This is a genomic window from Methylobacterium komagatae, assembly GCF_042661665.1.
Taxonomy (GTDB): Bacteria; Pseudomonadota; Alphaproteobacteria; order Rhizobiales; family Beijerinckiaceae; genus Methylobacterium; species Methylobacterium komagatae.
Genome location: NZ_JBHSWN010000001.1, coordinates 3,396,510 through 3,409,876, shown reverse-complemented (window position 1 = coordinate 3,409,876; position 13,367 = coordinate 3,396,510). Strand labels below are relative to the sequence as shown.

Annotated in this window: 13 protein-coding genes; 5 read left to right on the top strand and 8 right to left on the bottom strand. The window is 68.6% G+C overall.

Annotated elements, in window-relative coordinates; translation table 11 throughout:
• The first annotated feature begins 111 nt into the window (after positions 1–111).
• Positions 112–1,383: a porin gene (locus ACFQE0_RS16995; RefSeq protein ID WP_378971742.1), complete on the top strand. Its 1,272-nt coding sequence runs from the start codon at positions 112–114 to the stop codon at positions 1,381–1,383.
• 66 nt (positions 1,384–1,449) lie between these two features.
• Here ACFQE0_RS16995 and ACFQE0_RS16990 read toward each other — a convergent pair whose 3' ends face one another.
• Positions 1,450–1,986, bottom strand: coding sequence for a GNAT family N-acetyltransferase (locus ACFQE0_RS16990; protein ID WP_378971739.1), 537 nt, complete (start codon positions 1,984–1,986; stop codon positions 1,450–1,452).
• A 176-nt stretch (positions 1,987–2,162) separates the two neighbouring features.
• On the opposite strand from ACFQE0_RS16990, the gene ACFQE0_RS16985 reads away from it, so the two are divergent.
• Complete coding sequence (locus ACFQE0_RS16985) at positions 2,163–3,710, top strand: peptidoglycan DD-metalloendopeptidase family protein (RefSeq protein ID WP_465264077.1); 1,548 nt, start codon at positions 2,163–2,165, stop codon at positions 3,708–3,710.
• Positions 3,711–3,771: 61 nt separating this feature from the next.
• On the opposite strand, the gene ACFQE0_RS16980 is transcribed toward ACFQE0_RS16985, so the two are convergent.
• Together ACFQE0_RS16980 and ACFQE0_RS16975 are read right to left on the bottom strand one after the other, a co-directional pair.
• A complete protein-coding gene (locus ACFQE0_RS16980; protein WP_378975528.1) occupies positions 3,772–4,134 on the bottom strand; it encodes a YidB family protein in 363 nt (120 codons plus the stop codon).
• A gap of 71 nt (positions 4,135–4,205) precedes the next feature.
• Positions 4,206–4,616, bottom strand: a complete 411-nt coding sequence (locus ACFQE0_RS16975) for a YidB family protein (RefSeq protein WP_378971734.1) — start codon at positions 4,614–4,616, stop codon at positions 4,206–4,208.
• Positions 4,617–4,727: 111 nt separating this feature from the next.
• Here ACFQE0_RS16975 and ACFQE0_RS16970 point away from each other — a divergent pair, with 111 nt between their 5' ends.
• Together ACFQE0_RS16970 and ACFQE0_RS27665 are read left to right on the top strand one after the other, a co-directional pair.
• On the top strand, positions 4,728–5,627 hold the full coding sequence (locus ACFQE0_RS16970; RefSeq protein ID WP_378971732.1) for an alpha/beta fold hydrolase: 900 nt from the start codon (positions 4,728–4,730) through the stop codon (positions 5,625–5,627).
• Between the two features lie 267 nt (positions 5,628–5,894).
• The gene (locus ACFQE0_RS27665) at positions 5,895–6,215 is read left to right on the top strand and encodes a con-10 family general stress protein (RefSeq protein WP_378971730.1); all 321 of its coding nucleotides are present in this window, start codon (positions 5,895–5,897) and stop codon (positions 6,213–6,215) included.
• Positions 6,216–6,228: 13 nt separating this feature from the next.
• Here ACFQE0_RS27665 and ACFQE0_RS16960 read toward each other — a convergent pair whose 3' ends face one another.
• Both ACFQE0_RS16960 and ACFQE0_RS16955 read right to left on the bottom strand, forming a co-directional pair.
• Positions 6,229–7,587 carry a sensor histidine kinase gene (locus ACFQE0_RS16960; protein WP_378971728.1) on the bottom strand — a complete coding sequence of 453 codons (1,359 nt, stop codon included), beginning with the start codon at positions 7,585–7,587 and terminating at the stop codon, positions 6,229–6,231.
• 4 nt (positions 7,588–7,591) lie between these two features.
• Positions 7,592–8,329, bottom strand: a complete 738-nt coding sequence (locus tag ACFQE0_RS16955) for a response regulator (RefSeq protein WP_378971726.1) — start codon at positions 8,327–8,329, stop codon at positions 7,592–7,594.
• 146 nt (positions 8,330–8,475) lie between these two features.
• Here ACFQE0_RS16955 and ACFQE0_RS16950 point away from each other — a divergent pair, with 146 nt between their 5' ends.
• The gene (locus ACFQE0_RS16950) at positions 8,476–9,525 is read left to right on the top strand and encodes an HpcH/HpaI aldolase/citrate lyase family protein (protein ID WP_378971724.1); all 1,050 of its coding nucleotides are present in this window, start codon (positions 8,476–8,478) and stop codon (positions 9,523–9,525) included.
• 46 nt (positions 9,526–9,571) lie between these two features.
• On the opposite strand, the gene ACFQE0_RS16945 is transcribed toward ACFQE0_RS16950, so the two are convergent.
• The 3 genes from ACFQE0_RS16945 to ACFQE0_RS16935 form a co-directional block, all read right to left on the bottom strand.
• Positions 9,572–10,489 (bottom strand): ROK family protein, encoded by a 918-nt coding sequence (locus ACFQE0_RS16945; protein ID WP_378971722.1) that lies wholly within the window; start codon positions 10,487–10,489, stop codon positions 9,572–9,574.
• On the bottom strand, positions 10,489–11,865 hold the full coding sequence (locus tag ACFQE0_RS16940) for a dicarboxylate/amino acid:cation symporter (protein WP_378971720.1): 1,377 nt from the start codon (positions 11,863–11,865) through the stop codon (positions 10,489–10,491). Before ACFQE0_RS16940 ends, ACFQE0_RS16945 begins: the two co-directional genes overlap by 1 nt.
• Before the next feature lie 378 nt (positions 11,866–12,243).
• Positions 12,244–13,212 carry a hypothetical protein gene (locus ACFQE0_RS16935; RefSeq protein WP_378971717.1) on the bottom strand — a complete coding sequence of 323 codons (969 nt, stop codon included), beginning with the start codon at positions 13,210–13,212 and terminating at the stop codon, positions 12,244–12,246.
• Between the last annotated feature and the right edge of the window lie 155 nt (positions 13,213–13,367).

Below are 13,367 nucleotides of genomic sequence, written 5' to 3'. Positions count from 1 at the left end.
TTGCACCATGAATTTTGCCCAAAAAGTGTGCAAGTGCCAATTCTTTGATTTTGTGTCGAAAAGCACCGGATGGCAGCTTGGCCGTGGATTTTTCGAACCGGGCCCCGACACATGCCTCAGCGTTTTCCCCTGGCCGGTCTGGCCGCCCTGCTCCTCTCGTCCACGGCGGCGTTTTCGGCTGATCTCGCGGCGAAGGCTCCGGTGCCGGTTCCGCCCCCCGTCGAGCCCTGCAAGGCCACGCTGATCGGCCCGGCCTATGGCGGCGTCATCAAGGCGAACCCGAACCCGACCTGCTTCGCGGCGGGTGCCCTGGGCGACATCTATGTCGGCGGCGCGCTGACGGGCTACGGCTACACCCAGAACAACCCCTTCCCGACCGCCTTCGCCCCTCCCGGCTACGCGGCTGACCGCGCTGCGCGGTTCGACATCTCGAACCTTCAGGGCTGGATCCAGAAGCCCGAGGGCACCTTCCAGTTCTTCATCCAGGGCGGCGCCTACGCGATCCCCGGCCTCGGCGTGCAGAATCTGAGCGCGCTCGACCAGACGGACCTGCTGTTCACGCCGCTGCCGGTGGCCTTCGGCAAGATCCAGATCAACGACGCGTGGTCGGTGCAGGGCGGCCGCATGCCGACCATCATCGGCTCCGAGGCGCCCTTCACCTTCCAGAACCTGAACATCAACCGCGGCCTGCTCTTCGCGCAGGAGAACGTGATCAACCACGGCGTGCAGCTGAACTGGGCCGAGGGTCCGTGGTCGGTCTCGGTGGCGGGCACCGATGGGTTCTTCTCCGGCGAGATCTCCTGGTTCACCGGTAACGTCGCCTACAAGATCGACGATTCGAACACGATCGGCGTGAATGGCGGCGTGAACCTCGGCCGCCAGAACGTGCTGGCCAAGAGCCTGCGCTACCAGTTCGCCACCCCGCTGAACCAGCAGAACAGCGGCATCTTCAACATCAACTACACCTACTCGAACGGCCCGTGGATCATCACGCCGTACTTCCAGTACACGAACGTCGAGGCGGACCCGCGCATCGGCATCCTGCAGAGCGCGTCGACCTACGGCGGCGCCCTGCTCGCGGCCTACTCCTTCACGGATAATTTCGCTCTCGCAGGTCGCGTGGAGTACGAGGAGCAGACCGGCGTGCGCGGCTCGGGCACCACGAGTCTTCTCTACGGCGCGGGCAGCAACGCCTTCTCCGTCACGATCACGCCCACCTTCACCTGGGACCGCTACTTCCTCCGTCTGGAATACGCCCACGTCGAGCTCGGTGGCATCACCCGCGGCAGCATCGCGAACGGCACGCTGGGCACCGGCTTCGGCCGTGACGGCAACCGCACCTCGCAGGACCGCTACATGGTCGAGACCGGCATCACCTTCTGATCGCCGACCCATCGGACGGAACGACGCCCCGGACTTGGTCCGGGGCGTTTTCGTTTGCGCGGTTCCTCAGGAGCGCTCCAAGGAGAGCAGCTTCCGGCCGGGCCGGTGGCCATCCTCGCCGGTCTCCTCGAAGCCGAGCTTGTGCAAGAGCCCCCAGGAGGCCGTGTTCGCGGGGCGGCACTCCGCCACCAGGGTCCGAGCGGGAAATCGCCGCATGAGGACAGCGGCGAGCGCCGAGATTGCCTCGAAGGCGAGGCCCTGCCCCCGCGCGGCGCCCCCGATCCAGTAGCCGATCTCGATCAGGCCCTCCCCGCGCAGATGCGCGCCCGCCACGCCGACGAGTTCCGCATCGCGGCCCTCTGCCCGGCGGCGAATTCCGAGGAAGCGGTCGCGTTCGCGGCTGCCGCCATGGATCAGACCCTTCGCGTCCTCCAGAGTGAACGGCGACGGCAGGAAGTCGATCGCGCCGGTAATGGCGGGGTCGTCGGTAAGCCGCGCGAGCGCAGGCGCATCCTCCCGCGACAGGCCGCCGACGGTCAGACGCGCCGTCTCCAGGCGGGGGAGATCGATGAGGGAGTCGCGCGGCCTGCCCAGAGTGAACATATCAAGGATGTGGGGTGCCGCGCCGTCACGGAAAGTCGGATCCCGCCGCGATGCGCTCCGCTGCACTGCATGCGAGCCCGCCCTGATCAGACTTCTTATGGTGAACGGGAACGGTTGCTTAACCTGAATCCGGCTTCATTGCGGCATCGGGTAGCGTTGTGGTGGCGGGTGCGTCGATGCGGGTGCGTGGAGCGATCAGAGGGTTTCGGACGCTGTCTCGCGTCGCCCTCGTCGGGATCATCGGAGGCGGCGCGGCGGCGTGTTCCTCCGACGCCTCTCGGCTGAGCAGCCCTTTCAGCAATCCTTTTTCCGAGCCTGCCGCAACCGGCAGCCTTCCGGATGACGATGTGAAGCCGGTGGCGCCCCTGCGCACCGGACGGATCCAGTCCGAGGCGCTCGGCGCCCCCGGTGGGTCGCGCCCGGCGCCGATGGCCAGCACGCTGCCGCCGCCCGCTGCCGCGACGCCTGCCAAGGTCGCCTCCGTCGGCTCGACCGGCTGGAGCGCCCAGGGCGGTACGCGCATCACCGTCGCCAAGAATGACAGCCTCGCCCAGATGGCGACCCGCTACGGCGTGCCGGCTTCGGCGATACTCCAGGCCAACGGCCTGTCGAGCGCCAGCCAGGTCACGCCCGGCCGCGAGATTGTCATCCCCGCCTACAACAACGTGTCCGGCCTCAACCCTTCCGCCGCCTCCATGAGCGCCCGCCCCGCGCGTGCCGTCGAGGAGAAGCGCGAGGACGCCAAGGTGCTGGAAGCCAAGGAAGCCCGCGAGCGGGATGCCAGGGCCCAGGAAGCGAAGGCACAGGAGGCCAAGTCTCAGGAGGCCAAGCGCGTCGCCGCCCGCGAGAAGGAAGCCCGCGAGGCGAAGGACGCCAAGGAACTCGCCGCCCGCAAGGCTGCCGAAGCCAAGATCGCGGAAGCCAAGGCTGCAGAAGCCAAGGCCGCCGAGGAGAAGGCGCGCAAGCTTGCCGCCCTGAAGGAGAGCGAGAAGAAGCACGTCCGCCCCGGCCAGACCAAGGTTGCCGAGGCCAAGGGCGAGAAGGCTGAAGCGAAGTCCGCGGCCGACAAGGCCAAGGAGGCGAAGGAAGCCGCCAAGGAGGCTGCGAAGGACGCCGCCAAGACCGCCGCCAAGGCAGAGGCCGCCCAGAAGCTCGCCGAGGCCAAGGCCGCGCGCGAAGCCGCCAAGGAGGCGGCCAAGGAGGCTTCGAAGCAGGCTGCCGCCGAGAAGGCCAAGGCCGACGTCGCGAAGGCCGAGACCAAGGCTGCGCCGAAGACCGAAGTCGCCAAGGCGGAGCCCGCCAAGTCAGAACCTGCGGCGACCGGTTCCGTCGCTCAGGCCAGCGCACAGGCGAGCGCTGACAACTTCCGCTGGCCCGCGAAGGGCCGGGTCATCTCCGGCTACGGCAGCTCGGGCAACGAAGGCATCAACATCGCCCTGCCGGAAGGCACGCCGGTGAAGGCCGCCGAGGACGGCACCGTCGCCTACGCCGGCTCCGATGTGAAGGGTTACGGTAAGCTGGTGCTGGTGCGGCACTCCAACGGCTTCGTCTCGGCCTACGCCCATAACGGCGAGCTGGACGTGAAGCCGGGCGAAAAGGTGAAGCGCGGCCAGACGATCGCCAAGTCCGGCGCGTCCGGCAACGTGACCTCTCCGCAGCTGCACTTCGAGATCCGCAAGAGCGGCGCGCCGGTCGATCCGATGTCCCAGCTCGCCAGCAACTAAGGCTCTCCGCAGGAAACGAAACGGCGGTCCCTCGGGGCCGCCGTTTGCGTTTGGGGCACCTTCAGACCTGCGGCGGCTGCAGATGGCCGTTCGGGCTGTGCTGATCCACCGCCTCGGGCAGGGTCTTGGCCAATGTGGGGAAGAGTTGCTCCACCGGAATGCCGAGCTTCGCGGCAATCTCGCGGACCTGGGCGTTGCCCATCACCTTCTGCAGATCGTCGGCGGTGATCGGCTCGTTCGGCCCCCGGCCGAGCCAGGAGTTCACCTGCGATTCGTAGCCGCTCTTGCGCAGCTGATCGAGCAGGGCGTTGAGCCCGCCGGGCAGCACCTGTTGCAGGATGCCCGGCAGGGCCTTCATCGCCATATCGCCGAGGGAGCCGAAGATACTCATGTGTCGTCCTCCGCCGGGGCCGGACGGCCCGATCGGCGGAAGGATAATGGTGTTCCACGCTCGAGTCGTCGTAGGCCCCCGCGTAACCTGTGGTTCGGCCGATCTCAGCCCGCCGGCTTGTCGATCACCTGCGTGCTGGCAAAGGTCGGCTGCGGTGTCAGGCGCCCGTTCTCACTCACCCCCGTGACGGCAGCGGGCAGGAACTCCGCGAGGGCGACCGGCAGACGCTCACGCGAGACCGCGAGATCGGTCGCGAGGCAATCGGCGACGGGCTCCGGGATGGCCTGCATCAGGACCGAGGCCGAGACGGGGCGCGGATCGGTGCCGTTCAACCAGGAATCGACTTCGGTGCCGTGGCCATCCTGACGGAGGCGGTCGAGGAAGCCCTGGAGGCCGCCGGGGTAGAATTTCGCGAAGGCCAGGGGAATGTTCTGCCCACCGATTTCCGCGATCGTCCGCTCCGTCGCCGCAGCGAGATCGCCGAGCACATCCTTCACCCCGTCCAAGAGCCCCATCGCCCGCCCGTCCTTCGATTGGAGAATGGCGGTGTAGGTCGGGCGCTGGACAGGTGCGGCAAGCCTATGCGACGCGATTGCTCGCGTGTCGAAGTAATGGAGCCTGGATCCATGGCGTCAGCCGGTGCCGAAAAGCACATCCGCGCGGGTGTTCTCGATGTCGCCTATCGCGAGATCGGTCCCGCCGATGGTCCGCCCGCCATCCTGCTGCACGGTTTCCCCTATGACATCCATGCCTGCCTCCCGGCGGCCGAGATCCTCGCCGCCAGGGGCGTCCGCTGCCTCGTGCCCTACCTGCGCGGCTACGGGCCGACGCGCTTCGCCGAGGCCGCGACGCCTCGCTCCGGCGAGCAGGCGGCTTTGGGCGCGGATCTTCTGGCCTTCCTCGATGCGCTGGACATCGGGCAGGCTGTACTGGCGGGCTACGATTGGGGCGGGCGCGCCGCGTGCGTCGTCGCCGCCCTCTGGCCCGAACGGGCACGAGGCCTCGTCTCCGGCGGCAGCGGCTACAACCTGCACGACGTTGCGCGCTCCGGCCGCCCCGCCTCTGCGGAAGCCGAATTCCGCCTCTGGTACCAATACTACTTCCACACCGAGCGCGGCCGCGCCGGGTTGACGGAGAATCGTGCCGGAATCGCGGAATTGCTATGGCGGCAATGGTCGCCGAACTGGCACTTCGACGCGCAGACCTTCGCGCGCAGCGCGGCGGCCTTCGACAATCCCGATTTCGTGGAGGTGGTGATCCACTCCTACCGCGTGCGCTATGGCGTCGTGCCGGGTGATCCCGCCTATGCCGAGATCGAGGCCCGCCTCGCCGCGCAACCCATGATCACGGTCCCGACGCAGGTTCTGGAGGGCAGCGACGGCGGAGTTTTCCCGCCGACCTCCGAGACCGGCGACTCGGCGAAGTTCAGCGGCCCCTACCGCTACCGCCGCCTGCCGGGCATCGGCCACAACGTCCCGCAGGAAGCGCCCGAGGCCTTTGCCGAAGCCGTGCTCGAATTGGTGTGAGGCGGGTCAGGTCGGCAATCTGCCGGGAACGTGGCGGCTTTCCGGATTTTCGCTTCGCTCGCAACGACGACAAAGCGATGCGATCCAGGCTGAGCCGTTATTGCTCTAGCTTTATAGCAAAGCCATAGATCTAATTTATGTTGTGCTACCAGCTAGCGGCTGTAACGACAGAATTACTTATGTTTGAGAAATAGTACGAACGATTTTCGAAACTACTTCTCAAGTCGAGGATTGTCCTGACGTATCGAACAACAGGGAGATACGATCATGACCCAATCGTCTGGGAAGAGCGAGCATCGCGGCGGTTCCGGCAACTTCGCCGAGGATCGTGAGCGCGCATCGGAGGCCGGCCACAAGGGCGGGCAGGTGAGCGGAGGCAACTTTGCCAATGATCCGCAGCGCGCATCGGAGGCTGGCCACAAGGGTGGGCAGGTGAGCGGAGGCAATTTTGCCAATGATCCGCAGCGCGCGGCGGAGGCCGGCCATAAGGGCGGTCAGATGAGCGGCGGCAACTTTGCCAACGATCCCAAGCGCGCGGCGGAAGCGGGCCAGAAAGGCGGCCAGAGCAGCGGCGGCGGTCAGTCCTAGCCGCCCTCGCAGCTCACCCCGCCGCTCGCGGCAGGGTGAGGGTGAAGCACGCGCCGCCGAGGCGGCCCGCGCAGACGCCGATGGTCCCGCCATGGGCCTCGGCGATCTGGCGGGCGATGGCGAGCCCAAGCCCGCTGCCGCCGGTGCGGCGGTTGCGGGAGCCTTCGATGCGGTAGAACGGGCTGAAGATCGCCGCCGCCTCGGCGCTGCCGACGCCGGGGCCGTCATCCTCCACCCGGAGGCTGCACGACTCGGTCCCGGCCTCGACGGCGATCTCGACCCGGCCCCGGCCGAACTTCACCGCATTGTCCACGAGGTTGGCGATCACCCGGCGCAGGGCGACCGCATCACCCGGCACGGTGGCTTCGGCTACCTCGTCGCCTGCCAGCACCACTGGCTGGCCGAGCGCCGAGCGTTCGGCGGCCTCCACCGCCGCGAGGTCTGCAAGATCGACCCGCCCCCGGATCTGCGAGACGGTAGTCCCACGCGCGAAGGCGAGCGAGGTCTCGATCAAATCGGTCATGCCGTCGATATCGGCGGCCATGCGCGCGCGGCCCTCCGCATCCGGCAGGGATTCGGCGCGCAGGCGCAGGCGCGTCAGGTAGGTCTTGAGATCGTGTGAGATGGCGCCGATCAGGAACGAGCGCTCCTGCAGCAATGCGGCCACCCGCTCCTGCATGGCGTGGACCGAGCGGGCGAGGCGCTGCACGTCCGGTGCGCCCGTCACCGGGATCGGCCCCGCGGGGGGCGAGCCGTCGAAGGCTTCCGCCGCTGCGCTTAGGCGGCGCAGGGGGCGCATCTCCCGTTGCGCGCCGAGCAAAGCGAGTCCCGCCACGGCGATGCCGAGGATGCCGATCCAGAGGCCTGGCGCCAGTCCGAACAGGGTCAGCGAGAGGCCCCTCACCGGCTCAATCTCGTCGAGCACGAGCGACTTCCCGTCGGAAAGGCGGGCGGTGATCCGCACGGGGCGCGATCCGGTTCCCACGCCCTCGGGATTGGCCAGGGCGCGCAGCCCGTCATCCTTGCCGGTCTCCGGCCGGGGCAGCACCTCGGAGAAGGCGCGCAGCATCGCCTCCGCGCGGGGAAGACGGCGCATCCCTTCCTCCTCGGGCGGCGGTGTATCCTGGATCGTCGCGTGGAGGCGAAGGCCGCTCACCGCCCGCAGGATGGTCGGCCGCAACGAGGGATCGGCGCGAGTGACGAGATCGATCACCCCCGCCGCCTGTTCCAGGCGCGGATAGGGTGCCAACTGCGTGGTGCGGGTGTTCGTGCGCTCGATCCGGCCGAGCGCAATGGCGGCCACGATGACCGCGCCGAGCGCAGCCATGAGGATCAGCATGATCCGGCCGAGCAGGCCGATGCGGCTCAGCATCGGATCAGGCCGGGCGGACGGGTGCGGCGAGGATGTACCCGGCGTTGCGCACGGTCTTGATCATGGCCGAGACGTCGCTGCCGCTCTCATCGAGGCGCTTGCGCAGGCGGCTGACCTGCACGTCGATGGTCCTGTCGAAGACATCGGCCACGCGGCCCCGCGTCCAGTCGAGGAGTTGGTCGCGGGACAGGACCCGCTGCGGGCGGGTGACGAAGCACATCAGCAGATCGAACTCGGCGCTGGTCAGGGTGATCTCATGGGGCACCGCGCCCTCCCCCGCCGCCTGGACCGAGCGCGCGGCCGGATCAACCACCAAGTCAGCGACGCGCAGCCGCTCCGCCGCATTGGGCTCGGCCTGGGCTCCCCCGCCCTTCGTCCGCCGCAACACGGCGCGGATGCGGGCGAGCAGCACGCGCGGGTTGAACGGCTTCGAGACGTAATCGTCCGCGCCCATTTCGAGCCCGAGCACCCGGTCGATATCCTCGTCCTTGGCGGTCAGCATCACGACCGGCGGGCCGCCCTCCTCGCGCAGGCGGCGGCAGATCGACAGCCCGTCCTCACCGGGCAGCATCCAGTCGAGCACGATCAGGTCCGGCGCTGGACCTTGCGCGAGCCGCCGGTCGAGGGCCGCGCCGCCGTCGAAGCGTTCGACGCGGAAGCCCTCTCCTTCCAGGAAACCGCCGAGCAGCGCCCTGATCTCGGGGTCGTCCTCGACGATGGCGAGTGTGGTGCCCTCGTTCATAGGGGAAAGAATAGGCGCCGCCCGGCGCCCCGCAACGGCGGAAGCGCCGCCGTCACAAAACGTTACAGGACCAAGGCACGGCTTTACCTCGGCCGTTTCGGTGCCATAACGCCCTCACGAGGAACGCCAAGCCAGAAGGCCCGCCGATGAAACTGCCCCGCCGCTTTTTTCAGCCCCTCGCCACCGGCGCGCCGGCCCCCTACCGCGACCTGCCGGTGAAGCTGGAGCGGATGATCCACTTCGTGCCGCCGCACAACGACAAGGTGCGTGCGCGGGTGCCGGAACTCGCAGGCACGGTCGATGTGGTGCTCGGCAACCTTGAGGACGCCGTTCCCGCCGACCAGAAGGAGGCGGCGCGCAAGGGCTTCGTCGCCATGGCGCAGGCGACCGATTTCGCCGCCACCGGCACCGGCCTGTGGACGCGCATCAACGCCCTGAACTCCCCGTGGATTCTGGACGACCTGTTCACCATCGTCTCCGAGGTCGGCGACAAGCTCGACGTGGTGATGGTGCCCAAGGTCGAGGGGCCGTGGGACATCCACTACATCGACCAGTTGCTGGCGCAGCTCGAAGCGCGCCACGGGGTGAAGAAGCCGATTCTCGTCCACGCCATCCTGGAAACGGCCGAGGGCGTTGCCAACGTCGATGCCATCGCCTGCGCCTCGCCGCGCATGCACGGCATGAGCCTCGGGCCTGCCGACCTTGCGGCCTCGCGCGGCATGAAGACCACCCGCGTCGGCGGCGGCCACCCGGATTACCGCGTGATCGCCGACCCGGCGGGCGATGCCGCCCGCGCCAGCGCGCAGCAGGATCTGTGGCACTACACCATCGCCCGCATGGTCGATGCCTGCATGGCGAACGGCATCAAGGCCTTCTACGGCCCGTTCGGCGACTTCTCGGATGCGGCGGCCTGCGAGGTCCAGTTCCGCAATGCCTTCCTGATGGGCTGCGCCGGGGCCTGGACGCTGCATCCGAGCCAAGTCGCGCTGGCCAAGAAGGTCTTCGCGCCCGATCCGGCCGAGGTCGCCTTCGCGGCCCGTATCGTCGCCGCGATGCCCGATGGGACCGGCGCGGTGATGCTCGACGGCAAGATGCAAGACGATGCCACGTGGAAGCAGGCCAAGGTCATCGTCGACCTCGCCAAGCTCGTCGCGGCGAAGGACCCGGATCTGGCGAAGGTCTACGATCTGGGCTGAAGGGATCATCCCTTTGGCGCGGGTGTGGGGCGCGAAGCCCCACGCCTCACACCGTCTCTGGTCCCCAGAGCCACGCCGCCCCGCGCACGCCGGAATCGTCGCCGTGGAGGCTGGCGCGGACGGGGGTGTCGAACGTGTCCGAGAAGATGTGCGGGCGCATCGCGTCCGGCAGGCCCGCAATCGGCTCGGGCAGGCGGGAGAGGCCGCCGCCGATGACGATCACATCCGGATCGAGCACGTTGACCACCTGAGCCGCCGCGCGCCCGAGCCGTTCCAGATGTAGAACGAGCGTGTCCTGTGCCGCCGCGTCGCCCCCGCGCGCAGCCTCCACCACCGCCTCGGCCGTCGGCGTTCCACCGTGTCGTCTTGCATGATCCGCTGCCAGCGCCGGGCCGGAGACCCAGGTCTCGACGCAGCCGTGCCGTCCGCAATAGCAGGGCGGGCCCGGTCGCTCGTCATCGCGCGGAGCCGGGAGCGGGCCGTGGCCCCATTCCCCGGCGAACCCGTTGCGGCCCGGATGCAGGCGCCCATCGAGGGCGAGGCCGGAGCCCACGCCCGTGCCGAGGATTACCGCCCAGACCACACGGGCGCCCGCCCCCGCCCCATCGGTCGCCTCTGAGACGGCGAGGCAATCGGCATCGTTGGCCAGCCGCACCGGGCGGTCGAGCCGCGCGGCGAGGTCGGCCTCGAAGGGATGACCGATCAGCCAGTGGGAATTGGCGTTGCGCACGAGGCCGGTGGCGGGCGACAGGCTGCCCGGCATGCCGATACCGACGCTGCAGGGGCGGCCTGCCTCCTGCTCCAGGCGCAGGGCGAGGTCGGAGACAGCCGCGAGCGTGGCGCCGTATTCGCCCCGGGGTGCCGGGACGCGCGCCTGCGCGAGGCGCGTCCCGTCATGGTCGAGGACGACCCCGGCGATCTTCGTGCCGCCGAGGTCGATGCCGAGCCGTGCCTGCGACGGCATCACTCCGCCGCGGCGACCTTCGTGTCGGTCTTGATCGGCGCGGGCGGGTTATCCGTCACGGCGGTGCCGATGGCGATGGGGTTGGCCATCACCTCGTTGAGCTTGGTCCGGTCGAGCTCGCCCTCCCAGCGGGCGACGACCACGCAGGCCACGCCATTGCCGACGAGGTTCGTCAGGGCGCGGCACTCGGACATGAACTTGTCGATGCCGAGAACCAGGGTCATGGCCGCAACCGGAACGGGCGTGTTCGGGATGGCCGACAGGGTGGCGGCCAGGGTGATGAAGCCCGCACCCGTCACGCCCGAGGCCCCCTTCGAGGTCAGCATCGCCACGAGGATGATCGTCGCGTACTGGCTGATCGACAGGTCCGCCCCCACCGCCTGCGCGAGGAAGAGGGTGGTGAGCGTCATGTAGATGTTGGTGCCGTCGAGGTTGAACGAGTAGCCGGTCGGGACCACGAGACCGACGACCGAGTCCGACGCGCCGAGGCGGCGCATCTTGGTCATGATGTGCGGCAGCACCGTCTCGGAGGAGGAGGTGCCGAGCACGATCAGCAACTCGTCCTTGATGTAGGCGAGGAACTTCAGAATCGAGAAGCCCGCCAGCCGCGCGATGGTGCCGAGCACCAGCAGCACGAAGAGCAGCGAGGTCAGGTAGAACGTGCCGACGAGGGCGCCAAGGTCGTAGACCTTCTGGATGCCGTACTCGCCGATGGTGAAGGCCATGGCGCCGAACGCGCCCAGCGGCGCGAGCTTCACGATGATGCCGATGATGCGGAAGAAGATCTGCCCGGCCGTGTCGATGGCGCTGCTGACGGCGGCCGCCCGCTCACCCAGTCCGGTGACGACGCAGCCGGTCAGGATCGAGATGAGGAGGACCTGAAGCAGGTCGCCCGTGGCGAAGGCGTCGAAGAAGCTCTTCGGGATGATCGCCATGATGTGGGCGACGGTCGAGTCGGCGGCGGCCTTGCTCGCATAGGTCGCGACCTTGCTCGCATCGAGCTTCGTCGGGTCCGCGTGGAAGTTCGCGCCGGGCTGGACGATCTCACCGACCACGATGCCGATGAGCAGGGCCAGGGTGGAGACCACCTCGAAGTAGATCAGCGCCTTCAGGCCGACGCGGCCGACCTTCTTCAGGTCTCCGATGGAGGCGATGCCATGGACGATGGTGCAGAAGATGATCGGCGCGATCATCATCTTGATGAGGGCGATGAAGGCATCGCCGAGCCACTTCATCGACTTGCCGGTAGCGGGATCGTACCAGCCGAGCAGGATGCCGAGCGCGATCGCGATCAGCACCTGGATGTAGAGCACCTTGTACCAGGGCTCCTTGGGGGCGGCGGCGGTGCTGCCCGCCGCATGGATCGCCTGCGCCATGCTTATGTCCTTCTCGCGCGATCCCGCGCTCTCCCTATGGGTCACGCTAGCGGGCTTCGGCAGCGTTCTCAACGCCGTCCGGGTCGTCAGCCTCAGTCGCTTCGTGACAAAAACCTGCCGATTGCCCCTGCCGAAGGGCGTTCACCGCAGCCGCGCGGGATTACGGCACGCGCAGAGACGTAGCCGTGCCGCATGCACTGCCATAGTCTTCGGTCATCGTCACGGGGATGGCGGGACCGCCGACCGAGGGCCGGTCTTCACCGCACGTCACGGCATGAGGGCCAACCTGTTCCGGCTCTCATGGAGCTCTGGCGGGGCCGCCGTGATCGTCAGGTCTTGAGAGACCCGGCGCGCAGTGGCGCGCCGGGTCATGGGGGCTTAGCCCTGGGTCTGGGTGCGGCGGGGGCGGACGGTCCACCGCTCGAACACGGCGCCCGGATCCTCCGGCTTCTCGGCCTGGGCCGGGTTCTGGTGGATGGCGGCGCCGAGCGCGGCGGACAGGCTCTCGATCACGTCGTCGATGCGCGCATCGCCATGGACAGCCTCGGCCGGAGTGGCAGCAGGTTTGGCCTGCTCCTCGGCGCGCGGCTCTTCGCGATGCGGCTCCGGCGCGGGCTCGTGGTGCACGACCGGCTCGGGGGCCGGGGTCTCGGCGACGGCCGGAACCGGTTCGGGCGCGGGCGGCACGGGGGCCGGCGCCAGGATCTCGGGCTCAGGGGCGGACAGGACGGGTGCTGCCGCCGGGGCTGCCGGAGCCGGGGCCGGGCGGCGCAGGGTGCCCGCAAGGGTATCCAGGCTGTCGTTGGTCCGGGGCGAGGCGCCGTACCGGCCGAAGCCGAAGCGCGGCTCGATCAGGTCCAGCACCGCGTCGAGGGCGGCGTTGCTGAGGGACAGCTCCGACGCCGCTGGAACACCCTGGATCGCCAGAGCCGAGCGCTCGAAGGTCGGCTCGGTGGTCACCTCGCGGCCGAACCAGATCGGCGCCTGGAAGGCCGAGGCCTGGGACTCGTCGTCGAAGGTCACGCTCACGAGGTCGAGGCTGCCGGGGGAGACGTAACGGTCGATGATGATCTCGCGACCACCGGAGGCCATGGTCGTCCGATCGTAGGCGGCCTTGCCGGGACAGACATCGAGGAGGGCATCGCCGTGGGCGCGCGGCACCTCGGTGCGCTCCTCGACGCCATTGTTGACGAGAATGAGCTGGCAGACCTGCCCATCCACGCGGACGAAGGAATTGCGGCCGCCCTGCGGGGCGAAGTGACCCTCGGTGATCCGGCTGCTGCCGCGCTCCTTGCGGATCAGGCGGACCAGGGCCGGGGCGACGAGGAACCTGCGGGTTGTGCTCATGGACTGCTTCACTCCTCACGCCCTGCCCGGCGTGGCGCTCGGGAACGACCGATGAGACCGGCCACCTTCGACGCACCGGGTCGAGTGCAAGCCGAGCGAACGGTTCGGCGGGTATTCCCCTACGTTGCGATGCAGAACACTTAAGCCTGACTTGA

Excerpts from the sequence above, each read along its gene's own strand:
- ACFQE0_RS16960 (WP_378971728.1), bottom strand. The coding sequence starts at position 7,587 with ATGCTGAGCCGCATCGGCCTGCTCGGCCGGATCATGCTGATCCTCATG.
- ACFQE0_RS16955 (WP_378971726.1), bottom strand. The coding sequence starts at position 8,329 with ATGAACGAGGGCACCACACTCGCCATCGTCGAGGACGACCCCGAGATC.
- ACFQE0_RS16935 (WP_378971717.1), bottom strand. The coding sequence starts at position 13,212 with ATGAGCACAACCCGCAGGTTCCTCGTCGCCCCGGCCCTGGTCCGCCTG.
- ACFQE0_RS27665 (WP_378971730.1), top strand. The coding sequence starts at position 5,895 with ATGACCCAATCGTCTGGGAAGAGCGAGCATCGCGGCGGTTCCGGCAAC.
- ACFQE0_RS16940 (WP_378971720.1), bottom strand. The coding sequence starts at position 11,865 with ATGGCGCAGGCGATCCATGCGGCGGGCAGCACCGCCGCCGCCCCCAAG.
- ACFQE0_RS16950 (WP_378971724.1), top strand. The coding sequence starts at position 8,476 with ATGAAACTGCCCCGCCGCTTTTTTCAGCCCCTCGCCACCGGCGCGCCG.
- ACFQE0_RS16990 (WP_378971739.1), bottom strand. The coding sequence starts at position 1,986 with ATGTTCACTCTGGGCAGGCCGCGCGACTCCCTCATCGATCTCCCCCGC.
- ACFQE0_RS16970 (WP_378971732.1), top strand. The coding sequence starts at position 4,728 with ATGGCGTCAGCCGGTGCCGAAAAGCACATCCGCGCGGGTGTTCTCGAT.
- ACFQE0_RS16945 (WP_378971722.1), bottom strand. The coding sequence starts at position 10,489 with ATGCCGTCGCAGGCACGGCTCGGCATCGACCTCGGCGGCACGAAGATC.
- ACFQE0_RS16975 (WP_378971734.1), bottom strand. The coding sequence starts at position 4,616 with ATGGGGCTCTTGGACGGGGTGAAGGATGTGCTCGGCGATCTCGCTGCG.
- ACFQE0_RS16985 (WP_465264077.1), top strand. The coding sequence starts at position 2,163 with ATGCGGGTGCGTGGAGCGATCAGAGGGTTTCGGACGCTGTCTCGCGTC.
- ACFQE0_RS16995 (WP_378971742.1), top strand. The coding sequence starts at position 112 with ATGCCTCAGCGTTTTCCCCTGGCCGGTCTGGCCGCCCTGCTCCTCTCG.